Genomic DNA, 25,483 nt, shown 5'->3' with positions numbered 1-25,483 from the left:
CGAAGTCGCCGAATGATACCGGCACGCTGCGTTGCAGCCTTCCTGCACTGCGGCGATGCTACAATGAGAATAGTTCGCATTTGAGAGTCCGGCGTGATCCTGACAGAACTGCCCTCGCGTATCCCCGCCATCGTCGACGCCGTGGAAGACCATGGGCCGCAGGACGCCATTGCCCGTCGCCTGCGCGAACTCGGTTTCGTCAATGGCGAGGAAGTGGAAGTGGTCGCGAAAGGTCCACTGGGTGCCGAACCGCTGCTGGTGCAGGTGGGCTTCACCCGGTTCGCACTGCGCCGTTCCGAAGCCGCGCGCATCCGCTTGCGCAACGGAGGGGCCGCATGAGCGCCGCAGACGTCTCGACGTTGCGGCTGGCGCTGGTCGGCAATCCGAACTGCGGCAAGACGGCGCTGTTCAACCAGTTGACCGGCAGTCGCCAGAAAGTGGCCAACTACGCCGGCGTTACCGTCGAGCGCAAGGAAGGACGGCTGCACTCCGCGTCGTCCGGCCGCCAGTACGCCGTGCTCGACCTGCCGGGTGCCTACAGCCTGCATGCCGCGAGTCTGGACGAAGCGGTCACCCGCGACGTCTGCCGCGGTTTCTATCCGGGCGAGCCCGCACCCGACGTGCTGGTCTGCGTGGTGGACGCCACCAACCTGCGCCTGCACCTGCGCTTCGCGCTGGAGGTGCGCGAACTCGGCAAGCCGATGATCCTGGCGGTCAACATGATGGATGCCGCGCAGCGCCGCGGCATCGCCATCGACCTGGCCGCACTTGAGCGAGAACTGGGCGTGCCGGTCGTCGAGACCGTGGCAGTGAAGCACAACGGCGCGCGCGCGCTTGTCGAACAGATCGATCGCACGGCAGCGCGCCCGCACGAACCCACCGCGCGCCTCGCCGAAGGCGCGGACCTGCACGCCGAAACGCGCCGGCTGTTGTCGCTGGCCGTGACCATGCCCACGCGCACGGCGAAGATCGATGACGCACTCGACCGCTGGCTGCTGCATCCCGTGTTCGGCCTGCTGGCGCTGGCCGTGGTGATGTTCCTGATATTCCAGGCCGTGTACGCCTGGGCGACGCCGCTGATGGACCTGATCGAAGCGGGTACGGGCGCGCTCGGCGGCTGGGCCGGCGGCGTGTTGCCTGAAGGGCCGCTCAGCAGCCTGCTGGTGGACGGCATCATCGCCGGCCTGGGCGGTGTGGTGGTGTTCCTGCCGCAGATCCTGATCCTGTTCGCCTTCATCCTGGCGCTGGAGGAAAGCGGCTACCTGCCGCGCGCGGCCTTCCTGCTGGACCGCATGATGGCGTCGGCCGGCCTGTCCGGCCGTTCGTTCATCCCGCTGCTGTCCAGCTTTGCTTGCGCCATCCCGGGCATCATGGCCACGCGCAGCATCCAGGACCCGCGCGATCGGCTTGCGACGATTCTGGTGGCGCCGCTGATGACCTGCTCGGCACGGCTGCCGGTCTACGCGCTGCTGATCGGCGCATTCATTCCGCAGAAGACGGTGTGGGGCATCTTCAACCAGCAGGGCCTGGTGCTGTTCGGCCTGTATGCCGCCGGCATCCTCAGTGCACTGGTCGTTTCGTGGGTGATGAAGAAGTGGCGTCGCGACAAGAGCGAGCATGCGCTGCTGCTGGAACTGCCTTCCTACCGCATCCCGCACCCGCGCGACCTACTGATCGGCCTGTGGGAGCGCGCGATGATCTTCCTCAAGCGCGTCGGCGGCATCATCCTGGCCCTGACCATCCTGCTGTGGTTCCTGTTGAATTTCCCGGCGCCGCCCGAGGGCGCGATCGGCCCGGCGATCGATTACAGCTTTGCCGGTCGCATTGGCCACGCGATGGCGGTGTTCTTCGCGCCGCTGGGGTTCAATTGGCAGATCTGCATTGCGCTGATCCCCGGCCTGGCCGCGCGCGAGGTCGCGGTGTCGTCGCTGGCGACCATCTACGCGTTGTCGGCCGCCGACGACGACGCGGCGATCCAGGCGCTGACCCCGGTGATCAGCGATGGCTGGTCGCTCGCTACCGCGCTGTCGCTGCTGGTGTGGTTCATCTACGCCCCGATGTGCATCTCCACGCTGGCCACGATCAAGCGCGAGACCAACTCGTGGAGGCAGATGGGCTTCGCCGCGTTCTACCTGTTCGCGCTGGCCTACCTCGCCTCGCTGGTGACCTACCAGGTCGCCAGCGCACTGGGCGCCGGTTGAGCCATGGATGCCTCGCTCGCCCTGCAGTACGGCATCATCGCCATCGCGGTGGTGGTCAGCGCGTGGGTGGTGCTCAAGAAGCAGTTCCCCGGCCCGGTGCGCAAGGCACGGATCGCGCTGGCGCTGCCGTTGTTGCGCGAGGGCAGAGCGGCGTGGCAGCAGAAGCTGGGGCGCTGGATCGCACCGGCGGGTTCCTCCGTCGACGCCGCTTGCGGCGGCTGCAGCGGTTGCGGGCCCGACAAGAGAGGCTGACCCCGAGGCTCAATGCCGCGTGCGCCGCCCTGCCGCCTTGCCGGTGGCCGGGTTCAGTTCGACTGACAGGACGAAGCTGCGCCGTTCGTGCGGCTGCATGGCGCCGACGCCGACGACCTGGCGGGTGACTTCCTCGCCCCGGTCGTTGCGGATCGACAGCACCACGCTGTACTCCCACGCCGCGCCCTCGGCGGGTGGCTGCAGCGTGCCCTCGATGCGCAAAGGGGTGAGCGCAGGCGCCGCGTTGGCGCCCGCGCCGGGTTCGAAGCGCAGGTGATGGCGGCAGCCGGGGCAGACCGCCGCACTCTCCAGGATGGTCGTCTTGCAGTGCGGGCAGGTGCGGGTGGCGCCGGCACTGCCGGGACGGGGTTGGCTCATGCGGCCGTGCCGGGCTCCGTGCCGCCGCCCTTGCCGGCCTTGGCCGGTTCGTCCCAACCGAAATCGGCCTGTCCCCGCATGCGCGAACCGGCTGCCACGGTCAGCGAGCCGGCCTTGACGTCGCCGACCAGGACCCCGGAGGCGAGCAGCTCGACGCGCGAGGCCGATTCGATGTTGCCCTCGAGTTCGCCGGCGATGGTGACCTTCTTGGCGCGGACGCCGCCGTTGAGCTTGGCGCCGGTTTCGATGGTGAGGTCGCCCTGCACGTTGACATCACCCTTGAACTTGCCGGCGATGCGGATATGGCCCGTGCCCTCGATCTTGCCCTCGATGGTCAGGTCGGCGGCGATCAGCGATTCCTTCAGCGTTTCCTGCGGCACCCGCTCGGGCGCCCTTGTGCCGGGCGGGGCGGTGACGGTCGGCGAGAAGTCCGCCACTGCGGGGGCTTCACGCATGCCGGCGGGCGTGGGTTCGGTGGGAGGCGTGACGGCCTCTTTCTTCGCGGGGCCTTGGTCTTTCCAGATGGACATGCAGGGGATGCTCCGGGTGGAAGGAGCCTCGGACTATCGCCGCCCTTCCGCGCGCGCACTGTGACCTGCGCAGCCGATTGACGGTGTGGCGCAGGCCAGGCAGGCGGGGTTCACCCGGGAGTCGGGCTTGTGCACACGGTACTCACAACAATGAAGAGGAGGTGCTTCATGATCGCGCGCCTGAGGCTACATGCGGAACACGCCGAACTTCGCCGGCTCGATCGGCGCGTTGAGCGAGGCCGAGATGCCCAGGCCCAGCACGCGCCGGGTATCGGCGGGGTCGATGATGCCGTCGTCCCACAACCGCGCGGTGGCGTACCAGGGACTGCCCTGGGTCTCGTACTGGTCGCGGATGGGCGCCTTGAAGGCCTCTTCCTCGTCCGCGCTCCAAGCCTTGCCCGCGGCTTCGATGCCGTCGCGCTTCACCGTGGCCAGTACGCTGGCGGCCTGTTCGCCGCCCATCACACTGATGCGCGCATTCGGCCACATCCACAGGAAGCGCGCGCCGTAGGCACGGCCGCACATGGCGTAGTTGCCGGCGCCGAAGCTGCCACCGATCACCACGGTGAACTTGGGCACGGACGAGCACGCCACAGCGGTGACCATCTTGGCACCGTCCTTGGCGATGCCGGCGTTCTCGTACTTGCGACCGACCATGAAGCCGGTGATGTTCTGCAGGAACACCAGCGGGATGCCGCGCTGGTTGCACAGCTCGATGAAGTGCGCGCCTTTCAGCGCGCTTTCGCCGAACAGGATGCCGTTGTTGGCGACGATGCCGACCGGGTAACCATGCAGGTGGGCGAAACCGGTCACCAGCGTCTTGCCGTAGCGCGCCTTGAACTCGTCCAGTTCACTGCCGTCGGTGATGCGGGCGATCACCTCGCGAATGTCGAATGGCCGGCGCGTGTCCTTGGGCACGATGCCGTACAGTTCTTCGGCCGCATACAGCGGCTCGCGCGCCTCGCGCAACGCGACTGGCACGGGTTTGCGGCGGTTGAGGTGGCCGACGATGCCGCGCGCGATCTCCAGCGCATGGCGGTCGTCCTCGGCGAAATGGTCGGCCACGCCGGATACGCTGGTATGCACGTCGGCGCCTCCCAATGCCTCGGCATCCACCACCTCGCCGGTGGCGGCCTTCACCAGCGGGGGGCCCCCCAGGAAGATCGTGCCCTGTTCCTTCACGATGACGCTTTCGTCGCACATCGCTGGCACGTAGGCGCCGCCGGCGGTGCAGCTGCCCATGACCACGGCGATCTGCGGGATGTTCTCCGCCGAGAGCCGCGCCTGGTTGTAGAAGATCCGGCCGAAATGTTCCCTGTCGGGGAAGACCTCGTCCTGCAGCGGCAGGAACGCGCCACCCGAATCGACCAGGTAGATGCAGGGCAGGCGGTTCTCACGCGCGATCTCCTGCGCGCGCAGGTGCTTCTTGACCGTCATGGGGAAATAGGTGCCGCCCTTGACGGTGGCATCGTTGGCCACGATCACCACCTCGTTGCCCATCACGCGGCCGATGCCGCACACCATGCCGGCCGCCGGTGCCGCCCCGTCGTACATGTCCTCGGCGGCGAGCGGGGCGATCTCGAGGAAGGGCGAACCGGGGTCGAGCAGGGCGGTGATGCGATCCCGTGCCAGCAGCTTGCCGCGCTCGGTATGCCGGTTGCGGGCCTTCTCGCCACCGCCGTCGGCCGCGCGCGCCAGCCGGCGGTCCAGTTCCTGCACCAGCACACGATGGTAGGCCGCGTTGGCGGTGAAGTCGGGCGAGCGCGGATCGAGTTGCGAGGCGATGGCAGGCATGCGGTACGGACAGGCAGGAAAGGCGGCATCAGACCATAAAGCCCGGCACGCGCCAAACCGCAGTGCAAAAGAGAAGGCCCGCTTGCGCGGGCCTTTTCCGATTCACGCGAACGCGAGTCGATTACTTCTTGATTTCTTCAGCCTTGGCGTCGGCCTTTTCGGCCACTTCGGCGGCCGTGGCGGCGTCACCGGCAGCGGCGGCGGCCTGGTCGGCGGCGGCAGCGGCATCAGCAGCGGCGGCGTCGGTGTTCTCGCTCTTCGTGCAGGCGCTCAGTGCCAGGGCGGCGGCGACCAGCAGGACGGTGCTCTTGATCTTCATGGTGGATCCCCAAATCGGTAGTGTGGAAGATGGTGTCGGGCAAGGCTCCTGCATCCGATCGCGAACAGGCGCGACACGGAAGGGAGTCCGGTCCCGGATACAGAAAAAGCCGCCAGCGAACTGGCGGCTCTCTCAGTTTAACGCCAAATCAGGCAACCGCCAGCAGATTACTGCTTGGTGGCTTCCTTGGCAGCGTCGGTCGCGGCTTCGGCGGTGTCGGCAGCCTGGGCAGCGGCGTCGGCAGCAGCGTCAGCGGCTTCCGTCGTGGTGGCGGCAGCAGCGTCGGTCGCGGCGGTGGCAGCGGCGTCGGCGGCAGCGGCAGCGGCGTCGGCCGACTGCTGGGCGGCGTCGGCGGTCGCTTCGCCGGTGGCGGCAGCGGCGTCGGCGGCAGCCTGGGCTTCGGTCGCGGTCGCGGCGGCGTCAGCGGCGGCGTCGGCAGCCTGTTCCTGGTTCGAGCACGCAGCCAGGGCGAAACCCAGAGCCAGCGCGATCAGAGCCTTGTTCATGGTCATCGTTGAATTTCCTCGTCGTTAGTTAGGCAACGCGCAATTGCGCGCCTGCAACATGATGACAAGCCCATTACGCGTGTCAAGCGCCTGGCCGGTTATCTTTGTCAATCCGTTGTTAAACCTTATGGGGCGGGCGAAGCACGGCCGCTTCGCCCCCCATGTTTGCGCAAGAACTCAGACGATCTCGACCGCGACGGCCGTGGCTTCGCCGCCGCCGATGCACAGGGTGGCGATGCCACGCTTGAGGCCGCGGACACGCAGCGCGTTGACCAGGGTGACCACCAGGCGCGCGCCGGAGGCGCCGATCGGATGGCCCAGCGCACAGGCCCCGCCGTTGACGTTGACCTTGGCGTGGGGGATGCCCAGTTCCTTGATCGGCGCCATGGCGACGACGGCGAAGGCCTCGTTGACTTCGAACAGGTCCACCTGGTCCACGGTCCAGCCGACCTGCTTGAGCAGCTTGTCGATGGCCGCGACCGGCGCGGTGGTGAACCACTCCGGCGCCTGCGAATACGTGGCATGACCGACGATCCGGGCCAGCGGCTGGATGCCGCGCCGGGCCGCCTCATCGGCGCTCAGCAGCACGGTGGCCGCGGCGCCGTCGGAGATGCTGGACGAACTGGCGGCCGTGACGCTGCCGTCCTTCTTGAAGGCGGGCTTCAGGGTGGGGATCTTGGCCACATCCGACTTGCCCGGCTGTTCGTCCGAGGCCACTTCCATCTCACCCTTGCGGGTGGCGACCTTGACCGGGACGATCTCGCCGTCGAACGCGCCCGACGCCTGCGCCGCCTGGGCGCGGGTGACCGATTCGATGGCGTAGGCGTCCTGCTCCTCGCGGGTGAAACCGAACTTGGCCACGGTGGCCTCGGCGAACACGCCCATGGCCTGGCCGTCGTAGGGATTGGTCAGACCGTCCCAGGCCATGTGGTCGACGGCCTGGAAGTTGCCGTAGCGGTTGCCGGTGCGCGAGTTGGGAATCATGTGCGGGGCATTGCTCATGGACTCCATCCCGCCGGCGACCACGATGCTGGCCGACCCGGCCTTGATCAGGTCGTGGCCCAGCATGATCGCCTTCATGCCCGAGCCGCACACCTTGTTGATGGTGGTGGCGCCTGCGGCGTCCGGGATGCCGGCGGCGCGCGAGGCCTGGCGGGCGGGGGCTTGGCCCAGGTTGGCCGGCAGCACGCATCCCATGATGACCTCGGACACGTCCGCGGCCGGAATACCCGACTGCTCCAGTGCCGCGGCGATGGCGGCGGCGCCCAGCGTCGGGGTGGGAACGCCGTTGAACTGGCCGAGGAACGAGCCGATGGCGGTGCGCTTGGCGGCGGCGATGACGATGTCGGACATGGGGGGTTCCCGCGTGGAGTGAGGCGCCGATTATCCTGCTCCCGGCCGACGGCGGGCAAATCGGCCGTTGGTACAGGGCCGCGCCGGCGTATGCTGGTGCCGGGAGGGGATCATGGCGGAACGACCATCGAAAGACCCGGCGGCGCGTCCCTTCGTCGTGCCCTGCGCTGACCTGGACGCAGGTGCGCCCTGGCGCTGGTTGCGCGCGGGCGGGCGGGACATGCGCCGCGCGCCGGCCCTGAGCCTGCTGTTCGGCGCAGTGATCGTGCTGGTCAGTGCCGGCATCTCGTGGCTGGCCTATGCGCTGGGGCGTTTCGCGCTGCTGGCGACCCTGCTGTCGGGCTTCGTGTTCGTGGCGCCGTTGATCTGCGTGGGCCTGTACTGTGTCAGTCGGGCGCTGGAGCAGGGCCGCACGCCGCGCCTGCGCGATTCGTTCGTGCTCGCGCGCCGCGTGCTGGGGCAGGCGGGGGTGTTCGCACTGGGGCAGGGAGTGATCATCCTGCTGTGGTCGCGCGCCGGCATGATGGTCGGTGCGTTCTTCCCGTTCGATGGCGGGGATCCGGGTGCGTTCTGGGAGTTCCTCGCGCTCGGGTCTGCGGTCGGCGCGGTGTTCGCCACACTCACCTTCGCCGTGACCGCCTTCTCGCTGCCGATGATCGCCGACCGCGACGTGGACATGGTGACAGCGGCCGTCTCCAGCGTGCACGCTGTGATGCGCAACAAGCGGGTGATGCTGGTGTGGGGTCTGCTGCTGGTGCTGCTGACGGCGGTCGGCTTCGCCACCGCGCTGCTGGGCCTGGGCGTGCTGATGCCCTGGCTGGCCTACGCCAGCTGGCATGGGTACCGGGAGACGCTGGATGCCTCCGCGTGGCCGGCGCTGGAGTGAAGAAGCGGGTACAGTCTTGTGGGGCGATGCAGGGGTGCATCGCCCACATCAGGGAGAACGGGGATGAAGGGATGGCATGACGTGACGCATGGCCGCATGCGCGCGGCCTCCGTGGTGGCGCTGGCATGGGCGCTCGGGGCATGTGGAGGCGGAGGCGGGGGCAGTGCGGTCCGGCCGGATCCGCCGCCGCCGACGGGCTTGGGGTTCACACCGAACGTGGTCATCGATGGCTCGTTGACCCAGGTGAACGCGCCGACGGTAGCGAACCAGAATCCTCCGGCCAGCCTGCCGCAGTACAGCCAGCATCTGCAGGTGATCCGCGCCGCCGGCGCGCTGGGCAACGGGCTGACCGGGCAGGGTGTGACCATCGGCTTTGTCGATACCGGCGTGAACCGCAATCACCCCGCCCTGAGCGGACGGGTCAACGCCAACTTCGTCAACGTCAACCCGGCGACCAACAACACCAGCGTCGACGACGTGGTGGGTCATGGCACCGTGGTGGCGCAGATCGCCGCCGGCCGCGGCATAGGCAACTGGGGCGGCGGCGTGGCACCCGGTGCGAACATCGTCTCCTCGCGCATCATCAACGACACGCGCCCGGACGACGACGGCAGCGGCGAGGGCAACGAGATCCGGGCGGGCCAGGGGTATGGCGACTTCTTCCGCAGCATCAACGGCCAGTTGGCCGGTGCGGGCGCCAGGATCATCAACAATTCGTGGGGCGGGCTTTACTGGAACGATGCGGCGCTGACGACGGAACTGGCGTCCGCCTACCGGGATTTCGTCATCGGCCGCGGCGGCCTGATCGTGTTCGCCAATGGCAATGCCGGCGACATTCCCGCGTTACGCGCCAATCCGTCCGACAACGCCGCGTTGCCCAGCCTGTCCGCCGCGGCGGCCGACCTGGAACGCGGCTGGCTGACGGTGGCGGCGCTGGACCCCGACAATCCGATCAGCCTCACCGACTACTCGCAGGCCTGCGGCATCGCCATGAACTACTGCCTGGCGGCGCCTGGCAATGTGGTGTTCATCGATCCTGATGCGCGCGTGGGCGATGCCAGCTATGACCTCTATCGGGGGGGAGGTACCTCTTACGCAGCGCCGCAGGTGTCGGGTGCAGCGGCCGTCGTCTGGTCCGCGTTCCCTTACTTCGACAACGATCTGGTGCGCCAGACCTTGCTGGGCACCGCCCGCGATCTCGGAACGCCGGGCGTGGACGCGGAATTCGGCTGGGGCCTGCTGGATGTGAGTCGCGCGGCGAACGGACCCGGCAATTTCGCATGGGGCGATGTGCGCGTTTCCTTCAGCGGCCACTCGGTCTGGCGAAACCAGATCGTGGGCGCCGGCGGTCTCATCAAATCCGGCAGCGGCGTGCTGACGCTGCTCAATTACCAGTCCTATACCGGCGACACGCGCGTACAGCAGGGGGGGCTGGATATCCGCTACGGGCTGTCTTCGAATCTCACCGTCTCCAGTGGCGCCACGGTATGGGCGCGCGGGGGCATCAACGGCAACGTGCAGAACAACGGCCTGTTCCTCAACAGCGCCGAGAATGCCGCGTCCATCGATAATGGGCACAGCTTCACCCAGTCGGCCAGCGGCAACCTGGGAATCTGGCTGGGCAGTCCACTCCGCGTCGGTGGTGCGGCCAGTCTCGCCGGCCAGGTGTCCGTACTGGGCGTCAAGGGCGGTTACGTCACCCAGGCCAGGGAAACACTGCTGACGGCATTCGGTGGCGTCAGCGGCGCGTTCAGCAGCCTGCGGGGCGCGCCCAACGTGTTTCTGGAAGCCTCGTTGGCCTACGACCCCAACAACGTGTTCCTCGACATCAAGCGCATCGATGTCTCGCGCGCGGTGTCGGCCCTGGCACTGCCAGCCCCCACGAAGGCATCCGCCGTACGCGTGGAAGCGGCCATGTCCGCCATCGATGCGCAACTGGCGGGGGCAACGGCACCCGGCATCGGGCAGGATTTCATCGACGGCGCTGGCGTGCTCCAGCGTGCCGGCAGCATCGCCGAGGCCGATGCCTCGTTGCGCAGCCTGTCCGGCGATCTGCATGCGGTCGCCGACGCGATGACTTACGACGTCATCGGCGCCGGACGCCGCGCCCTGGGTGCCCGTGCCGAAGCGCATGCAGCAGGTGCAAGCCGCGGGCAGGACTGGTACCAGGCATTGGGTGCACCGGGTCAGGGCGCGCTGGGCGTGGCGCGTTACCAGGCCGATGGCTGGCTGCTGGGCAGTGAGGGAGAGCTGGGTCGCCAAGGGTTCGCCGGCGTGGCATTCGGCCAAGCGCGCGCCGGTGGTGGTGCGCAGGCAGGACAAGACCGTGGTCGCGACCGCCAGACCCAGGCGATCGCCTACATGGGCGGCGACTGGAACGGCGCGCACGTGGTCGGCCTGCTGGGTGCGGGACGTTTCGAGCGGCAGATCGACCGTGGCCTATTGCTGGGCGAGAAGGTGCGGGGCGTCGCCACCGGTTACGCCGGCCGCTACTTCACGGCGAGCGTAGAGGCCGGTCGTCGCATGGGCCGCCACCAGGCCTGGGTCTCGCCGTACGCGGGCATGGAGTTCACCCGCATGCAGCGTGATGGCTTCATCGAACAAGGCGCGCAGGGCTTCGGGCTGACCACGCGCGACAGCCGCACCGACCGGCTGCAGGCGCTGGCCGGCGTGCGCGCGTACCGGGGTTGGAACACGTCGCGCCTGGGCACGGTATCCCTGCAGGCGTACGTCGAGTGGCAGCGCACGCTGGATGGCCGAGGCCTCGACGTGGATGCCCGCTTCGTCGGGGCGGACAGCTGGGCCCCGCTGGCGATGGCGGAGCGCGCCAGCACGCACGCAGGCGTGGCCCTGGAACTGTCGCCGTGGCGCGAAGCGCTGCTGTCGTTCGGCTACGACCTGCGCAATGGCAGCGAGGAACGCAACGACCGGCAGTGGTCGTCGCGGCTGCGCGTGGGCTTCTGAGGGCATTGCGCGACGGATGCCAACCTCAGGCGGGCCCAAGCCCGCCGTCGCGAGGGAGCTACGAGAGGGTGGGCCAAGGCCCATCCGACGGCATGGCAGGGGCGGATCAGCCCCGGCCGTCGAACAGTTCGCGGCCGATCAGCATGCGGCGGATCTCGTTGGTGCCCGCGCCGATGGCATAGAGCTTGGCGTCGCGGAGCAGGCGGCCGGCCGGATACTCGTTGATGTAGCCGTTGCCGCCCAGCGACTGGATAGCCTCCAGCGTCACCTGCACGGCCGCTTCGGAGGCGTGCAGCAGGCAGCCTGCGGCCGCCGCGCGCGAACCCTGGCCTTCGTCGAAACCGCGCGCCACCTGGTAGGCGAAGGCGCGGCTGGACTGCAGGGCGGTGTACATGTCGGCCAGCTTGCCCTGCATCAGCCCGAAGGTGCCGATGGCCGCGTCGAACTGCCTGCGTTCGCGCACGTAGGGCAGGGTGATGTCGAGGGCGGCCTGCATCAGGCCGATGGGTCCGCCGCTCAGCACCAGGCGCTCGGTGTTCAGGCCGCTCATCAGCACGCGCACGCCCTGGTTGACCTCGCCCAGCACGTTCTCGGCCGGGATCTCGCAGTTCTCGAACACCAGTTCGCAGGTGTTGCTGCCGCGCATGCCCAGCTTGTCCAGCTTCTGCGCGGTGGAGAAGCCCTTCATGCCGCGCTCGACGATGAAGGCGGTCATGCACTTGCTGCCCGCGTCCTTGCCGGCGGTGCGCATGTAGACCAGCAGCACATCGGCTTCCGGCCCGTTGGTGATCCACATCTTGTTGCCGTTGGCGACCCAGACGCCGTCCCTGAGTTCGGCGCGGCAGCTCATCGAGCCGACCACGTCCGAGCCGGCGCCCGGCTCGCTCATCGCCAGCGCACCCTTCCATTCGCCGCTGCACAGCTTCGGCAGGTACTTCGCGCGCTGGGCGACGTTGCCGTTGAGGTAGAGATTGGAGACGCACAGGTTGGAGTGGGCGCCGTAGCTCAGGCCCACCGAGCCCGAGGCGCGCGAGATTTCCTCCATCGCCACCAGATGGGCCAGGTAACCCATGCCGCTGCCGCCGAATTCGGGGTCCACGGTGATGCCCAGCAGGCCCAGTTCGCCCAGCTTGGGCCACAAGTCCTGCGGGAACGCGTTGTCGTGGTCGATCTGCGCCGCACGCGGCGCGATCTCGGTCTGCGCGAACCGCTGCACGGCCTCGCGCAGCGCATCCAGTTCTTCGCCCAGCGGAAACCCGCTGACGGTATCCGGTCGCATTCGGTCCTCCCTCCTATTGCGGCCAATCCATGTTGTCGATGGAACCTACTACGTCAGTGTTCGCCGCGCAGATGCCCCATGAAGCGCGGCGCGGTGCGGCCCAGCGGCAGCTTCAGCTTGCCGATCGCGGTCATGCGCGCCTCGGCGATGCGGTCGGCGGCGTACTGCGGGGCGATGTTCTCCTTCTCCGCCAGGTCGAAGATCCTGCCGACCGTGTGGTAGATGGTCCGCATCATGCGCATGGCGCGCTCGCGGTTGTAGCCGTCGATCTCCAGCGACACGTTCATCACGCCGCCGGCGTTCACCGCGTAATCGGGCGCATACAGGATGCCGCGCTTGGCCGCTTCCACGCCGGTGACATGCGACATCTGGTTGTTGGCGGTGCCGCAGATGACCTTGGCTTTCAACCGCGGAAGGGTCTGCTCGTTGATGGCGTACTCCAGCGCGCAGGGGCTGAACACGTCCACCGGCAGGTCGTAGATCTCGTCCGGCTTCACCGCTTCGGCGCCGTACTCCTCCACCGCGTGTTCGACCAGCGCCGGATTGAGGTCGGTGACGAACAGCTTGGCGCCGCGTTCCTTCAGCAGCTTCACGTATTCCATGCCGATGTGGCCCAGGCCCTGCACGGCGAAGCTGTACTTGCCGATCTCCTCGTTGCCGAACTTGCGGTTCAGTGTGGCCATCAGGCCCTGCAGCGCGCCGTAGGCGGTAAACGGCGCCGGGTCGCCGGAACCGCCGTGCACCTGGTGCACGCCCACCACGTATTCGGTCTCGCGGTAGACGTTCTCCATGTCATTGACGTCGGTCCCCACGTCTTCGGCGGTGATGTAGCGGCCGCCCAGCGAATCCACGTAACGGCCGAAGCTGCGGAACAGCACCTCGGTCTTGTCCACGGTGCTGTCGCCGATGATCACGGCTTTGCCGCCGCCCACGTTCAGGCCGGCCAGGGCGTTCTTGTAGGTCATCGTGCGGCTGAGCCGCAGCGCGTCGTTCAGCGCCAGCGCGCTGTCGGCATAGGGCCGCATGCGCACGCCGCCCAGCGCCGGGCCCAGCACGGTGCTGTGGATGGCGATGATGGCCTTCAGCCCGGCATCCGGGTTGTGGCAGAAGATGACCTGTTCGTGGCCGGAAGTGTCGAGGGTTTCGAAGATCATGGGTGGGCTCCGGTGCGCGGGTGGGGCCGGCGCGGGCTTGCCTTCACGGCTAACGGGTTGTCAGAAAAGAAAAAAGCGACGTTTCCGGAACACGGCCGTGGTCGTCGCAGGGCGGCAGTTTAATGCAATCGGCGGTGGGCGCCATGACCATGCCGCCACGGCACATCGGCCGCGAGGCCGGTTGTGTAAATCGAACGGTCGTGCTATTTCTGTCGGCATGACGCCGCAAGCCGCCACCCACAAGGGCAACGCCACCCGCGAGATGATCCTGGCGCGGGCCTACGACATCGCCGCCCGGCACGGTCTGGAGGGCCTGTCGATCGGTGAGCTGGCCACGGCGGCCGGCATGTCCAAGAGCGGCGTGTTCGCCCACTTCGGCTCGCGCGAGGACCTGCAGTTGACCGTGCTGGAATGGACGGCCGATCGGTACGCCCGCGCCGTGATCGTCCCGGCCATCGGCCAGCCGCGGGGCCTGCCGCGCCTGCGCGCGATCATGGAGAACTGGTTCCGCTGGGTGTGCGACAACCCGGATGGCTGCGTCATCCTGGCGGCCGCACACGAATATGACGCCCGTCCGGGCCTGCTGCACGATCGTGTCGTCGACTGGCTGCTGCAACTGCGCCAGCAGCTGGTGAAGGCGATTGGCATGTGCATCGACACCGGCGAACTGTCGCCGAAAACCGACCCGGTCCTGCTCGCGTTCGAACTGTTCGCCGTCGCCCAGGGCCTGCACGACGCCCGGCTTTACGACGCCGAACAGGCGCCGCAGCTCGCCCGCCGTTCGCTGGATCGCCTGTTGGCGTCCTACGGCGCCCCCGCTGTCTCCACCCCCGCCTAACGCTCCCGAGGTCCACCGCCATGGCCGCTGTCACCGTCCGTCAAAATAGCACGATCGTTCGCAAACCCCTCGCGCTGCACCTGCTGAGCGTCCGCCTGGCCGTCGGCAGCTGGCTCGCCCCGCGCAGCACGCTGACCCGCGCATTCCAGCTGTTCTGCACGCCCATGCCCGGTGCCCGCACGCGGGCGAGGCAGGCCGATACCGGCGGCGCGCGCGTGGGTGAACTGGTCTTCGGCCGCGAACGGCTGACCACTTATACGTGGGGCGATCCCGCCCGCCAGCCGACCGTCCTGCTGGCCCATGGCTGGTCCAGCTTCGGCTTGCGGTTCCTGCCGTGGGTGGAGCCGCTGCGCCGCGCAGGCTACGCCGTGGTGACGTTCGACCAGCCCGCCCATGGCCGCAGCAGCGGCCGCCGCGCCACGCTGCCCATGTTCGCCGACGCGATTGCCCGCGTAGGCGAACACGTCGGCCCGCTGGCCGCCGTCGTCGGCCATTCGCTGGGCGGGGCAGGGACCGCCATCGCCATGGCGCGGGGCCTGCAGGCCGAACGCGTGATCCTGCTGGCGCCCGCGGCTGATCCCTTCGACGCCGCGCGCCGCTTCGGCGGCATGGTGGGGCTGGCGCAGTTCCTCAGCCGGCGCTTGTTCGACGAGTACCAGGAACTCACCGCCCATGACGTGGGCGACCTGCAGGCCCACGCCACGGCACCGCGCATCGGCCGTCCCGGCCTGATCGTGCACGACCTGGAAGACACCGACGTGCCGTGGTGCGAAGGCGAACGCTACGCGCGCTACTGGCCGCAGGCCACACTGCTCAGCACCACCGGCCTGGGCCATCACCGCGTGACCATCGCGCCGGAAACGCTCGATGCGTCGCTGCGCTTCCTTCGTGGCGAGACCGTCGGGCAGCGCGTCGTTTCCACGCACGCGCTGCCGTTCGGGCTGGCCTGAGGTCGTCAGTACGGTGGCGCTTGCTAGACTCGGCGCTCCTCCGTACCGTCATGTCCCATGCCCATCGATCCGTTGCAGGCCTGGCAGGAAGCCGAACGCCTGATGTCCGCGGGGCAATCGGCACCTGCAGCTGAGCGCTACCAGCAGTTGATCGATCTGGACGGGTGGCAGTCCCCGGCGGCGCTTCGGCTATCCACGCTGGCCGCGCGGTCGGGGCGCATGCGCGACGCCGTGGCGTTCGCGTTGCGGGCGTCGGCACCCAGCCAGCACGAGGACGACGTCGCGCTCCTTGAGGCGCTCACCCGGCAGCTGTTCGATCTCGGTGAGATCGAGGCGGGCCTTGCATGCGCCCAGGCTCCTGCACTTTCTTCGGCGTCCGATCCGGACGTGTTGCGCGGTCTTGGTCAGGCACTGTTGTCGCAATCGTTTCCTGACCTGGCAGAGAAATTCCTGCAGCGAGCGCAACGCATCCGCGACGGTGGAGCGCCGGCGCGATACCTGTTTGGACTGGCCGCCTTCTACCAGGGGGACGAAGCGGAGGCCGAAAGAGCCTGGGAAGCTGCCCTGCAGCGCAATCCGATGATGCCGCCCGTGCACCGGTTGCTGGCCAAACTGCGCAGGCAGACGCCTGCGCGCAACCACATCGACCGTTTGCGGGCCACGGCAGCACGCATGCCCGACGGGCATCCCGAGGCGCCCTGGCTCTATTACGCACTGTTCAAGGAACTGGACGACCTGGATGACATCGAAGGCGCGTGGCAGGCGCTCGTGCAGGGCATGCAGGCCAGGCGGCGCCAGGTCGCCTACGACGCCGTGGCGGAAGCCCGCCTGTTCGACCGTCTTCAACGTCGGTCTGTTCCCGCGACCGGTGTCGCCGTGTCCACCACCGCGCCCACGCCCATCTTCATCGTCGGCATGCCGCGATCGGGCACCACGTTGCTGGAGCAGATTCTGGCGCGTCATCCTCACGTCCAGGATGCGGGCGAACTGCGCGACATGCTCTGTCAATTGCGCTGGGTGTGCGACCGTGTGGGTGGGCCGCACCTGGATGAAGCGCTGTGCGTCGCGGCCGAACAGGCCGATATGGGACTGCTCGGTCGTCGCTATCTCGAGAAGACCGCATGGCGCGCCAATGGGCGAGCATTCTTCACCGACAAGATGCCGGCCAACTTCCTGCTGGTGGACCACATCGCGCGTGCGCTGCCACAGGCCAGGATCCTGCATATGGTGCGCGACCCGATGGAAGTGTGCTTCTCCAACCTCAAGGAACTCTTCGTCGACGCCTATCCGCATACTTACGATCAGCGTGAGATGGCGGCGCACTTCATCCGCTATCGGGGCCTGATGCGGCACTGGCACTCGCGTCATCCCGGCAGGATCCTCGACATTCCCTACGAAGACCTCGTCCGCGCGCCAGAGGCGGCAGCACGTCGTGTGCTCGATTTCTGCGGCCTCGCATGGCACCCCGGCGTACTCGCTACGGAGCCCCGCACATCTTCGGTCGCGACAGCCAGCGCCGCGCAGGTGCGTGAACCCATCCACGCGCGCTACGTGGGCCAATGGCGCCGGTATGCGCACCACCTGCAGTCATTGCAGACGGCGCTCGACGAAGCAAGGGTCTGACGCATCGAGGATACGGGGGCGTATCGTGAGATGGCCCGGTCCATTGGTATGCAAAAGGTGAGGTGCTCACGCACGAGCGGCTACAATCCCGCTTCTGCATTCGTACCGTGAGTGAGCACGCGTGAGTACACCCGCCAGCCAGTTTCCCGCCGCCCAGACCGACCGTACGCCGCTGCGCTTCGTGACCGCGGCCAGCCTGTTCGACGGGCACGACGCCGCCATCAACATCATGCGGCGGCTGATCCAGGGCGAGGGTGCGGAGGTGATCCACCTGGGCCACAACCGCAGCGTCGAGGATGTCGTGCGCGCGGCGCTGCAGGAAGACGCCGACGGCATCGCGCTGTCCAGTTACCAGGGCGGACACGTCGAGTACTTCAAGTACATGGTCGACATGCTGAAGGAACGCGGCGCCGGCCATGTGCGCGTGTTCGGCGGCGGCGGCGGCACCATCACCCCGGAAGAGATCGCCGAACTGCAGGCCTACGGCGTGGAGCGCATCTACCACCCGAACGACGGCATGAAGATGGGCCTGGTGGAAATGATCCAGGACGTGGTGGCGCGTGCGCAGCATGCGCGGAAATCGGGAACGGGGAATGGGGAATGGCAGCCTTCTGCCAGGCCCGATCTCCATGACGAGGCCGCCATCGGCCGCATGATGTCCGCCATCGAGGATGGCGCTTTCAATGAGCAGGAACTGGCCAAGCTGCGCAAGCAATGGGCCGCCGCCGGTTCCGATTCCCCATTCCCCACTCCCCATTCCCGTACGGGCGGAACGCCCGTGATCGGCATCACCGGCACCGGCGGTGCGGGCAAGTCGTCGGTCACCGACGAGCTGATGAACCGCTTCCTGTCCTGCTTCCCGCAGATGCACATCGCGGTGATCTCGGTCGATCCCACCCGCCGCCGCACCGGCGGCGCGCTGCTGGGCGACCGCATCCGCATGAACGCGCTGCGCAGCGAGCGCATCTACATGCGCTCGATGGCGACCCGCCGCCAGCACGTGGCCACCAACGCCGTGCTGAAGGACTGCATCGCCTTCCTGAAGTCGCTGGGCTTCGACCTGGTGATCGTGGAGACCGCCGGCATCGGCCAGAGCGATTCCGAGATCGTCGACCTGGTCGACTTCCCCATGTACGTGATGACCAGCGACTACGGCGCGGCCAGCCAGCTGGAGAAGATCGACATGATCGACTTCGCCGAGCTGATCGTGCTGAACAAGTACGACAAGCGCGGCGCAGAAGACGCCCTGCGCGACGTGCGCAAGCAGTGGAAGCGCAACCGCGTGGCGTTCCAGACCGCGGACGCCGACGTGCCGGTGTATCCCACGATCGCCAGCCAGTTCAACGACCCCGGCGTCAGCTGGATGTTCGCCAACCTGTGCCGCCTGCTGCGCGAGAAGCTGCAACTGCCGGCGGAGAAGTGGACGCCCGCCATCGACACGGAGCTGAAGGAGCCGCGCGCCACCGTGCTGATCCCCGGCAGCCGCGTGCGCTACCTGGCCGAGATCGCCGAGCAGGGTCGCGGCATCAACCGCCGCATCGAGACCGAGGCGGAAACCGCCAGCCGCGCCCAGCATTACTGGAATGCGCTGAAGGATCTGGAAGATCCGGCCTTGCCGAAGGCGCTGGAGCTTTACCCCGCAGACGCTCTTGTAGGAGCGCCCCATGGGCGCGATGCTCTCCCGTCGAACGCGCAGGAAAGCAGCGCGGGCATGGCCCGCTCCTACAACGGCCCCGACCGTTCGCTGCTCACCCTGCGCCAGCGCTACAACGACGCGATCCAGGCGCTGTCTTCGGAGGCGCTGAAGCTGCTGCGCGAGTGGCCGGCGCGCCACAAGGCGGTGACCGATCCGGTGAACGAGTACCAGGTGCGCGGCAAGACCATCCGCATCGACAACTACACCACCTCGCTCAGCCACCAGCAGATCCCGAAGATCGCGCCGCCGCCGTACCAGGGCTGGGGCGAACTGCTGACCTTCCTGCAGAAGGAGAATCTGCCGGGCAGCTATCCGTACACCGGCGGCGTGTATCCGTACCGCCGCACCGGCGAGGATCCCATCCGCATGTTCGCGGGCGAAGGCACGCCGGAGCGCACCAACCGCCGCTTCCATTACCTGTCGGTCGGCCAGCCGGCCGCGCGCCTGTCCACCGCCTTCGACAGTGTCACCTTGTACGGTGAAGACCCGGCGCCGCGCCCGGACATCTACGGCAAGATCGGCAACTCCGGCGTCAACATCCCTACGCTGGACGACATGAAGAAGCTGTACTCCGGCTTCGACCTGTGCGCGCCCACCACCTCGGTGTCGATGACCATCAACGGCCCGGCGCCGATCATCCTGGCGATGTTCATGAACACCGCCATCGACCAGCAGGTGGAGAAGTACCTGAAGGCCGACGACGCGCGCTGGGCCGAGGCGCAGAAGAAGATCGACGCGTTCTTCGAAGGCCGCGCGCGGCCGCAGTACCACGGCGAACTGCCGCCGACCAACAACGGCCTGGGCCTGGGCCTGCTGGGCATCACCGGCGACCAGTTGGTGGACGAAGCCACCTACGCGCGCATCAAGGCCGAGACGCTGGCCACCGTGCGCGGCACCGTGCAGGCCGACATCCTGAAGGAAGACCAGGCGCAGAACACCTGCATCTTCAGCACCGAGTTCGCCCTGCGCATGATGGGCGACATCCAGCAGTACTTCGTCGACCACGGCGTGCGCAACTTCTACTCGGTGAGCATCAGTGGGTACCACATCGCCGAGGCCGGAGCGAACCCGATCAGCCAGCTCGCCTTCACCCTGTCCAACGGTTTCACCATCGTCGAGTACTACCTGGCGCGCGGCATGAAGATCGACGACTTCGCCCCCAACCTGTCGTTCTTCTTCAGCAACGGCATGGATCCGGAGTACACCGTCATCGGCCGCGTCGCCCGCCGCATCTGGGCCCGTGCGATGCGCGAGCGCTACGGCGCCAACGAGCGCAGCCAGATGATGAAGTACCACATTCAGACCTCGGGCCGCTCGCTGCACGCGCAGGAGATCCAGTTCAACGACATCCGCACCACGCTGCAGGCGCTGTATGCGCTGTTCGACAACTGCAACAGCCTGCACACGAACGCCTATGACGAGGCGATCACCACGCCCACGGAAGAGAGCGTGCGCCGCGCGGTGGCCATCCAGATGATCATCAACAAGGAGCTGGGGCTGAACTTCAACGAGAACCCCTGGCAGGGCAGCTTCGTCGTCGACCAGCTGACCGACATCGTGGAAGAGGCGGTCTACAAGGAGTTCGAGGCCATCAGCGAGCGCGGCGGCGTGCTGGGTGCGATGGACACCATGTACCAGCGCGGCAAGATCCAGGAAGAGTCGCTGTACTACGAGCACAAGAAGCACGACGGCAGCCTGCCGCTGGTTGGCGTGAACACCTTCCTGCCGCGCGAGCACGGCGGCGAGATCGCCACCGAGATCGAGCTGATCCGCTCGACCGAAGAAGAGAAGGCCCAGCAGATCGCCAACGTCCGCGCCTGGCAGGCCAGCCGCAACGGGCTGGCGCCGGAAGGCGAGACCGACCACAGCCATGCCGCGGCGCTGGAAGAACACGCTGAGCCGGAAGTCCACGACGGCCATGGCTTGGCCTATCTGCAGCGTACCGCGCGTGAGCGCCGCAACGTGTTCGAAGCCCTGGTCGAGGCGGTCAAGACCCATAGCCTGGGCCAGATCAGCCACGCGCTGTACGACGTGGGTGGGGAGTACCGGCGGAACATGTAAGCCGCAGAAAACGAAAACCCCCCTTCGGCGGGGTTCTTCTTGGCGGATCACGAAGCCGGCTACGATGCTGCCCCCCCCTCCGGGGGCCGTCTTGCATTGGTCCCAATTTGGGACTAGCATGGCGCCATGAAGGTTATCGCCGTGGGCACGTTGCGAGATTTCTGGGCGCGCCATCCGAACGCTGAACAGCCCCTCAAAGCGTGGTACGACGAAGCCAAGCACGCCGTCTGGCGTACGCCCCAGGACATCCGCCAGCGTTATGCCAGCGCCAGTTTCGTCGGTCACAACCGCGTGGTGTTCAACATCAAGGGCAACGACTATCGGCTCATCGTCGCGGTGGCTTACCGATTCCAGGCCATCTACATCAAGTTCATCGGCACCCATACCGAGTACGACCGGGTAGATGCCGCCACCGTGGAGGATCCATGAACATCCATCCCATCCGCACCGATAAGGATTACAAGGCCGCGCTGCACGAGCTGTCGGCTTACTTCGACAATGAGCCCACGCCGGGTACGGAAGACGGGGACCGTTTCGAGATTCTGGCCACGCTCGTCGAAGCCTATGAAGCGAAGCACTTTCCCATCGAGGCCCCGGACCCCATCGAGGCGATCCGCTTTCGCATGGAGCAGGGTGGCCTGACCGTGAAAGACCTGGTGCCTTCCATCGGGCAGCCCAACCGCGTCTACGAGGTGCTGAGTCGCAAGCGCGGGCTCACCCTTGAGATGATCCGTAACCTGCACCGGAACCTCGGCATCCCGGCGGAAAGCCTGATCGGCGCGTGATGCCTTAAGTTGCGCAGTCCTACGCTTGGTGCTGCCAGCGTAAGTAAGTCGACGAAAATAAAACCCCGCCTCGGCGGGGTTTTTCTTTCGGCAGAACAACCGAACCTCCCTCTCCTTGCGAAGCGGGGAGAGCAACTGTCTTGATTCAGGCGCAGTGGGAAGCGTTCAGATGGTCCCGCATGCGGGCGTTGAGGATGACCAGCAGTTTGCGCATGGATGCCACCAAGGCGATCTTGGCCGGTTTGCCGCGATCGCGGAGCGATTGGTAGAAGGACCGCAGAGTCGGTTCGTAGCGCACTGCGGTCAACGTGCCCATGTACAGCGTGGCCCGAAGGCCCGCCCGGCCGCCCCAGATGCGGCGTGTGCCGCGCAAGGTGCCACTGTCGCAGGGCAAGGGTGCAACGCCCACCAGCTTGGCGATGGCCTTGCCACTCAGGCGACCCAACTCGGGCAACTGCGTAGCCAGGGCCGAGCGCAACACCGGCCCCACGCCCTTGATCTGGCCCAGCACGGCCAGGCCGGGCTGCTCGGCCACCTGCTGGGCGATGCGGGCATCCAGCGTCTTGAGCATGGCCTGACTACGACGCAGGGCGAGCAAGGTCTGCCGACGCAGCCAAGGGTCGGTAAGCTGCTCCAGTCGCTGGCGTTCCTGCTGCACGCTTTGCTGCAGATCCAGGCGACGCTGGTGGTACTGCGCCAGACGGCGCTGCCAGGCCGGTGAGGGGCGATACGGCGTCAACTCCAGCACCGCCGCCATGTGTGCCAGGACCTGGGCATCGAGCGCATCGGTCTTGGCCAGTTGGCCGGTGGCCTTGGCAAAGTCGCGGCCCTGTCGGGGATTGACCCGCACCATCGGCACGCCTGCCGCATGCAGGTGATCCAGTGCCTGCTGCTCGTAGCCTCCGGTGGCTTCCAGCACGCATTGGCGCACCGGCACATCGGCTAACCAGTGACGCAAGGCCTCAAGCCCGGTAGCCGTGTTGGGGAATCGAGCCCGACGATCCATGCCGTACACGTGAGCGTCGATCCATGCCTTGCACACATCAAGTCCTACGCCGTATCCCATTGCCCATCTCCGGTAAGCTGCCAGGGTCGAGAGCCCTCCCTTGCGGCCCAGCCTTATCGTTACGAGCGCCTACTCGAGCAACTGTTCGGGCGTGTGCAGGGAGATTCCGGCGTGGCGAGCTTGCTCTCCCGCGGTCGTAGCACCCAAGGTGTGACGCCCGACCACGCCGGCTCTCGGCACCTAATCTGGCAGATCGTCAAGAGATAAGGGTGCCGAAGGCGGGTGAGGGGCGAGCGGAGTGGGGATGCCTCGGCGCCCGGTTCGTTACCGCGCTCTGCCCCTCATCCGCCCGCTGGGCACCTTCTCCCCGCAGGCGGGGAGAAGGAAAAGCACTAGCGGTACGCCCCCGGTCCGCGCCAGATCAGTTCGCCGCGGCGGTAGATGCGCATCACGTTGACCACGTCGCGGGCGTCGCCGATGTCGGCCAGGACGGGATCGTCGGGCTGCACAAGCCGGCAGCCGCCGGAGCCGCGGGTGGCCACGATCTCCAGGGCGCAGACCATCAGCTCGCGGCGGCCGGGCAGGGGGAAGAAGACGTCCTTCATGCCCTGGGCCTGCCAGTCGGCGACTTTCAGCTCGTTGCGCAGGTCGTAGTAGATCTGGTGGCCGTCCACTTCCATGCTGGGGGTGGCGGCGTTGCCCTGGTTGTTGCCCTGGTGTTGGCCGGTGCCGACAGTGGGGCCGTAGTTGTCGGGGGCGGTGTCCCGGGCCAGCATGCCGGGCGGCTGGCCCCATTGGGCGGAGCGGCGCCAGGCGGGTGGGCTGGACGGAGGGCGGTTCTGGTACGGGGCGATGGCCTGTTGGCTGGCCGGGGGGTGGGGCTGGGCTTCGTCGGGGGCGACGGGGTTCTCGGCTTCGGTGACGCGGGTGGTGTCGACGGGCGAGGTGACGGGGGTTGTCACCAGGGGCTTGAGGGGTTTGGGGCGTTTGCGGGGGAGCGTGGCGCCGGTGGGGGGTACGGGCGGCTGGGCGTCGTCCTGGGGGCTGTCGCCCAGGAAGTCGACTTTGACGCGGGCGCCCCCGCGGCTACTGCTTTCGGTCTGGGCCAGTTCCATCCGGGAGGAGTACAGCAGGGCCAGCACGAACAACACGTGCACCAGCAGGCTCGCCAGGGAGGCGATCAGGCGAAGGTGGGAGTCGGTGACGCGTTCGGTTCCGGTGGGGGCGCGGTGCGACGCTTCGCTCATGTCTCGATGAGGGCGTCGTCGGGGGCAGAGGGCTTCATGAGGAGTCGGCGAGGGGCATGAGCGTGACATTAGAACCGCTGCGTCGTCTGGTGGCTATCGTCCCCCCTGTCCGCTGCCTGTAGCGGTTGCAGCGCCGCTCACGGCGCTTCCTTCATGAGTCGTTGCAAAGCCGCCACAGGCAGCAGAACAAGGTGGGCGCCGATATGGGTGTCCCGTTGGAGGGGCGACTTGCGAAACCTCATCTTGTAACTCATGCGTCGCGGTTGCTCTCCGGCATTTGCGCGAATGACGTGCGATCAGGGCAACTATTCCAGTGTGGACACATGACTGCGTCGCGGCGCCTCGTTCTGTCGATGATTCCCGGGGGGCAGGGAGGGCGTTGGCGCACATCGTCGATGCGCAGACCTGCACGGCGCTATCGGGCAGGGGACCGCCGATCTACATCCCTTCATACCTATCGTCGAGTACCTGGCAGAGGCTTGAGAAATCGCGGCCTGTCGATCACCGGGCGGATGGCGATCAGGCTGCCATGCGTGGTTATGGTCCCAAGCGAGCGAACGATCCAGCAGTTCTTTCTTCTGAAAATAGCGCTGATTCTCGAGATGGCGATTTTAATGTGATTTGATAATTCTAATTTCGCTTTAACTCCTGATGGATCGTTGTTAATGGTTTGTTGACTTTGTAAAAACATTTACCTAATTATGTGCTTAAAAGCACAGTTCCGCTTCCTAAGCCGAATCCGGTTTCAGGAATGAAGGTGGTCGTATAACAGTAAGGGGGAAAGTATGGCGATTCAGCAAGGTCTTGAAGGCTACTCGGTCGTTGAATTGGCCGCTGGTGGCGTGGTCGCAGCGGTGGATGGACGGCGGGAGGCCTTCGTCATTTCGGCCGACCGGGCCGATGTCGGCAACTACGCGCGAGAAGGCAATGATCTGCTTGTGGTTTTCAAGGATGGATCGCAAATCCGTATCGCCAATTTCTTTTCTGCATCGTCCGATGGCGATGTCCTGATCTTCAGGCACGGGGGTGAGGCGTTTCGTGTCGATTTTGGCGATGCACTGACGGCGGCCGGCGATGGCGTGAACGATTCGCTTGTGCGCTATATCGCGCTGGGAAACTACGAAAGCGCTTTATATGGACTGCTTGGTCTGGTCGGCGGTCTGGGGGCCGTGGCGGCGCTGCTAGGGGGCGGTAGTGAACATGAGTCCGAGCCGGCCCCGAGGACGCCGGCGGTACCGTCAGTCAGTTCCATCCTGGATGACGTAGGGTCGCGTACCGGTCCGCTCGCGACCGGACAGGCGACGGACGATCGCCGGCCAACGTTCACGGGAACCGGCGACGCAGGGGCGACGATCACCCTGAGAGATGCTTCGGGGACCGTGTTGGGAACCGCGATCGTGGGTGCGGACGGCAGGTGGTCGCTTACCCCGACCAGCAACCTTCCGGATGGCCTCAATAACCTTCAGTTAGTGCAAACGAACGCGGCCGGCAGCAGCAGCCCGATATCCGTGACCGTGACCGTGGACACCACGCCGCCGGCCACGCCGCCAGCGCCGGCCGGGTATGCCGATGATGCCGGTGCGGTGCAGAACCCCAACAGCACGGCCAGCAGCAGCGACGACAGCACCCCGGGGATCAACATCGGCCCGGGCCTGACCGAC

The 25,483-nt window shown here is 67.0% G+C and carries 22 protein-coding genes; 12 read left to right on the top strand and 10 right to left on the bottom strand.

All coding sequences use genetic code 11. The features are described 5' to 3' along the window. Nucleotides 1–93 precede the first annotated feature (93 nt). Genes V8246_RS00110 through V8246_RS00100 form a run of 3 tightly spaced genes read left to right on the top strand, consistent with a single transcriptional unit; the run spans nt 94 to nt 2,453 of the window. The gene (locus tag V8246_RS00110) at nt 94–339 is read left to right on the top strand and encodes a FeoA family protein (RefSeq protein ID WP_313498944.1); all 246 of its coding nucleotides are present in this window, start codon (nt 94–96) and stop codon (nt 337–339) included. Beyond that, nucleotides 336–2,201 (top strand): ferrous iron transporter B, encoded by a 1,866-nt coding sequence (locus tag V8246_RS00105; protein ID WP_336187403.1) that lies wholly within the window; start codon nt 336–338, stop codon nt 2,199–2,201. The genes V8246_RS00110 and V8246_RS00105 overlap by 4 nt, the downstream gene beginning before the upstream one ends. Nucleotides 2,202–2,204: 3 nt before the next feature. Further along, nucleotides 2,205–2,453 (top strand): DUF6587 family protein, encoded by a 249-nt coding sequence (locus V8246_RS00100; RefSeq protein WP_336187402.1) that lies wholly within the window; start codon nt 2,205–2,207, stop codon nt 2,451–2,453. A 9-nt stretch (nt 2,454–2,462) separates the two neighbouring features. Here V8246_RS00100 and V8246_RS00095 read toward each other — a convergent pair whose 3' ends face one another. The 6 genes from V8246_RS00095 to V8246_RS00070 all read right to left on the bottom strand — a co-directional run bounded on the left by V8246_RS00095 (nt 2,463) and on the right by V8246_RS00070 (nt 7,333). Beyond that, a complete protein-coding gene (locus V8246_RS00095) occupies nt 2,463–2,831 on the bottom strand; it encodes a hypothetical protein (RefSeq protein WP_336187401.1) in 369 nt (122 codons plus the stop codon). Beyond that, the gene (locus V8246_RS00090) at nt 2,828–3,361 is read right to left on the bottom strand and encodes a polymer-forming cytoskeletal protein (RefSeq protein WP_336187400.1); all 534 of its coding nucleotides are present in this window, start codon (nt 3,359–3,361) and stop codon (nt 2,828–2,830) included. The genes V8246_RS00095 and V8246_RS00090 overlap by 4 nt, the downstream gene beginning before the upstream one ends. Nucleotides 3,362–3,547: 186 nt before the next feature. Continuing rightward, a complete protein-coding gene (locus tag V8246_RS00085) occupies nt 3,548–5,155 on the bottom strand; it encodes a carboxyl transferase domain-containing protein (RefSeq protein WP_336187399.1) in 1,608 nt (535 codons plus the stop codon). Between the two features lie 121 nt (nt 5,156–5,276). Then, on the bottom strand, nt 5,277–5,474 hold the full coding sequence (locus tag V8246_RS00080; RefSeq protein ID WP_336187398.1) for a hypothetical protein: 198 nt from the start codon (nt 5,472–5,474) through the stop codon (nt 5,277–5,279). A 167-nt stretch (nt 5,475–5,641) separates the two neighbouring features. Then, nucleotides 5,642–5,986, bottom strand: a complete 345-nt coding sequence (locus V8246_RS00075; RefSeq protein ID WP_162109575.1) for a hypothetical protein — start codon at nt 5,984–5,986, stop codon at nt 5,642–5,644. A gap of 171 nt (nt 5,987–6,157) precedes the next feature. Beyond that, nucleotides 6,158–7,333, bottom strand: a complete 1,176-nt coding sequence (locus V8246_RS00070) for a thiolase family protein (protein ID WP_336187397.1) — start codon at nt 7,331–7,333, stop codon at nt 6,158–6,160. Nucleotides 7,334–7,445: 112 nt separating this feature from the next. On the opposite strand from V8246_RS00070, the gene V8246_RS00065 reads away from it, so the two are divergent. Both V8246_RS00065 and V8246_RS00060 read left to right on the top strand, forming a co-directional pair. Further along, on the top strand, nt 7,446–8,219 hold the full coding sequence (locus tag V8246_RS00065) for a DUF2189 domain-containing protein (protein WP_336187396.1): 774 nt from the start codon (nt 7,446–7,448) through the stop codon (nt 8,217–8,219). Nucleotides 8,220–8,282: 63 nt separating this feature from the next. Then, nucleotides 8,283–11,183 carry a S8 family serine peptidase gene (locus V8246_RS00060; protein WP_336187395.1) on the top strand — a complete coding sequence of 967 codons (2,901 nt, stop codon included), beginning with the start codon at nt 8,283–8,285 and terminating at the stop codon, nt 11,181–11,183. 106 nt (nt 11,184–11,289) lie between these two features. Here the strand turns inward: V8246_RS00060 and V8246_RS00055 are convergent, their stop codons facing one another. Together V8246_RS00055 and V8246_RS00050 are read right to left on the bottom strand one after the other, a co-directional pair. After that, nucleotides 11,290–12,462 (bottom strand): isovaleryl-CoA dehydrogenase, encoded by a 1,173-nt coding sequence (locus tag V8246_RS00055; RefSeq protein WP_336187394.1) that lies wholly within the window; start codon nt 12,460–12,462, stop codon nt 11,290–11,292. A 53-nt stretch (nt 12,463–12,515) separates the two neighbouring features. Further along, nucleotides 12,516–13,616, bottom strand: coding sequence for a Glu/Leu/Phe/Val dehydrogenase (locus V8246_RS00050; protein WP_162109571.1), 1,101 nt, complete (start codon nt 13,614–13,616; stop codon nt 12,516–12,518). Nucleotides 13,617–13,833: 217 nt separating this feature from the next. Here V8246_RS00050 and V8246_RS00045 point away from each other — a divergent pair, with 217 nt between their 5' ends. From V8246_RS00045 to V8246_RS00020, 6 genes are all read left to right on the top strand, one after another. Further along, on the top strand, nt 13,834–14,454 hold the full coding sequence (locus tag V8246_RS00045) for a TetR/AcrR family transcriptional regulator (RefSeq protein ID WP_336187393.1): 621 nt from the start codon (nt 13,834–13,836) through the stop codon (nt 14,452–14,454). A gap of 20 nt (nt 14,455–14,474) precedes the next feature. Then, entirely contained in the window at nt 14,475–15,404 is a 930-nt protein-coding gene (locus V8246_RS00040; protein WP_336187392.1) for an alpha/beta hydrolase family protein, read from the top strand. A 57-nt stretch (nt 15,405–15,461) separates the two neighbouring features. Continuing rightward, entirely contained in the window at nt 15,462–17,027 is a 1,566-nt protein-coding gene (locus V8246_RS00035) for a sulfotransferase (RefSeq protein WP_336187391.1), read from the top strand. Between the two features lie 121 nt (nt 17,028–17,148). Further along, the gene (locus V8246_RS00030; RefSeq protein WP_336187390.1) at nt 17,149–20,784 is read left to right on the top strand and encodes a methylmalonyl-CoA mutase family protein; all 3,636 of its coding nucleotides are present in this window, start codon (nt 17,149–17,151) and stop codon (nt 20,782–20,784) included. A gap of 126 nt (nt 20,785–20,910) precedes the next feature. Further along, nucleotides 20,911–21,213, top strand: a complete 303-nt coding sequence (locus V8246_RS00025) for a type II toxin-antitoxin system HigB family toxin (protein ID WP_336187389.1) — start codon at nt 20,911–20,913, stop codon at nt 21,211–21,213. Further along, on the top strand, nt 21,210–21,569 hold the full coding sequence (locus tag V8246_RS00020) for a transcriptional regulator (protein WP_185895926.1): 360 nt from the start codon (nt 21,210–21,212) through the stop codon (nt 21,567–21,569). The genes V8246_RS00025 and V8246_RS00020 overlap by 4 nt, the downstream gene beginning before the upstream one ends. A 145-nt stretch (nt 21,570–21,714) precedes the next feature. Here V8246_RS00020 and V8246_RS00015 read toward each other — a convergent pair whose 3' ends face one another. Together V8246_RS00015 and V8246_RS00010 are read right to left on the bottom strand one after the other, a co-directional pair. Next, nucleotides 21,715–22,635, bottom strand: a complete 921-nt coding sequence (locus V8246_RS00015) for a transposase (protein ID WP_336187388.1) — start codon at nt 22,633–22,635, stop codon at nt 21,715–21,717. Nucleotides 22,636–22,967: 332 nt separating this feature from the next. Then, on the bottom strand, nt 22,968–23,822 hold the full coding sequence (locus V8246_RS00010) for a type II toxin-antitoxin system RelE/ParE family toxin (protein WP_336187387.1): 855 nt from the start codon (nt 23,820–23,822) through the stop codon (nt 22,968–22,970). 785 nt (nt 23,823–24,607) lie between these two features. Here V8246_RS00010 and V8246_RS00005 point away from each other — a divergent pair. Then, on the top strand, nt 24,608–25,483 hold an 876-nt coding region (locus V8246_RS00005), incomplete at its 3' end, for an Ig-like domain-containing protein (protein WP_336187386.1).

Origin of the sequence: Pseudoxanthomonas sp. F11, assembly GCF_037046485.1 — a bacterium.
In the GTDB taxonomy this organism is placed as follows: Bacteria; Pseudomonadota; Gammaproteobacteria; order Xanthomonadales; family Xanthomonadaceae; genus Pseudoxanthomonas_A.
This window is presented reverse-complemented; position numbering and strand designations above follow the sequence as displayed.

Coding starts and splice junctions, on each gene's coding strand:
- V8246_RS00035 (WP_336187391.1), top strand. CDS start 15,462: ATGCCCATCGATCCGTTGCAGGCCTGGCAGGAAGCCGAACGCCTGATG.
- V8246_RS00020 (WP_185895926.1), top strand. CDS start 21,210: ATGAACATCCATCCCATCCGCACCGATAAGGATTACAAGGCCGCGCTG.
- V8246_RS00040 (WP_336187392.1), top strand. CDS start 14,475: ATGGCCGCTGTCACCGTCCGTCAAAATAGCACGATCGTTCGCAAACCC.
- V8246_RS00075 (WP_162109575.1), bottom strand. CDS start 5,986: ATGACCATGAACAAGGCTCTGATCGCGCTGGCTCTGGGTTTCGCCCTG.
- V8246_RS00100 (WP_336187402.1), top strand. CDS start 2,205: ATGGATGCCTCGCTCGCCCTGCAGTACGGCATCATCGCCATCGCGGTG.
- V8246_RS00095 (WP_336187401.1), bottom strand. CDS start 2,831: ATGAGCCAACCCCGTCCCGGCAGTGCCGGCGCCACCCGCACCTGCCCG.
- V8246_RS00085 (WP_336187399.1), bottom strand. CDS start 5,155: ATGCCTGCCATCGCCTCGCAACTCGATCCGCGCTCGCCCGACTTCACC.
- V8246_RS00025 (WP_336187389.1), top strand. CDS start 20,911: ATGAAGGTTATCGCCGTGGGCACGTTGCGAGATTTCTGGGCGCGCCAT.
- V8246_RS00065 (WP_336187396.1), top strand. CDS start 7,446: ATGGCGGAACGACCATCGAAAGACCCGGCGGCGCGTCCCTTCGTCGTG.
- V8246_RS00010 (WP_336187387.1), bottom strand. CDS start 23,822: ATGAGCGAAGCGTCGCACCGCGCCCCCACCGGAACCGAACGCGTCACC.
- V8246_RS00060 (WP_336187395.1), top strand. CDS start 8,283: ATGAAGGGATGGCATGACGTGACGCATGGCCGCATGCGCGCGGCCTCC.
- V8246_RS00105 (WP_336187403.1), top strand. CDS start 336: ATGAGCGCCGCAGACGTCTCGACGTTGCGGCTGGCGCTGGTCGGCAAT.
- V8246_RS00070 (WP_336187397.1), bottom strand. CDS start 7,333: ATGTCCGACATCGTCATCGCCGCCGCCAAGCGCACCGCCATCGGCTCG.
- V8246_RS00055 (WP_336187394.1), bottom strand. CDS start 12,462: ATGCGACCGGATACCGTCAGCGGGTTTCCGCTGGGCGAAGAACTGGAT.
- V8246_RS00015 (WP_336187388.1), bottom strand. CDS start 22,635: ATGGGATACGGCGTAGGACTTGATGTGTGCAAGGCATGGATCGACGCT.
- V8246_RS00090 (WP_336187400.1), bottom strand. CDS start 3,361: ATGTCCATCTGGAAAGACCAAGGCCCCGCGAAGAAAGAGGCCGTCACG.
- V8246_RS00050 (WP_162109571.1), bottom strand. CDS start 13,616: ATGATCTTCGAAACCCTCGACACTTCCGGCCACGAACAGGTCATCTTC.
- V8246_RS00045 (WP_336187393.1), top strand. CDS start 13,834: ATGACGCCGCAAGCCGCCACCCACAAGGGCAACGCCACCCGCGAGATG.
- V8246_RS00080 (WP_336187398.1), bottom strand. CDS start 5,474: ATGAAGATCAAGAGCACCGTCCTGCTGGTCGCCGCCGCCCTGGCACTG.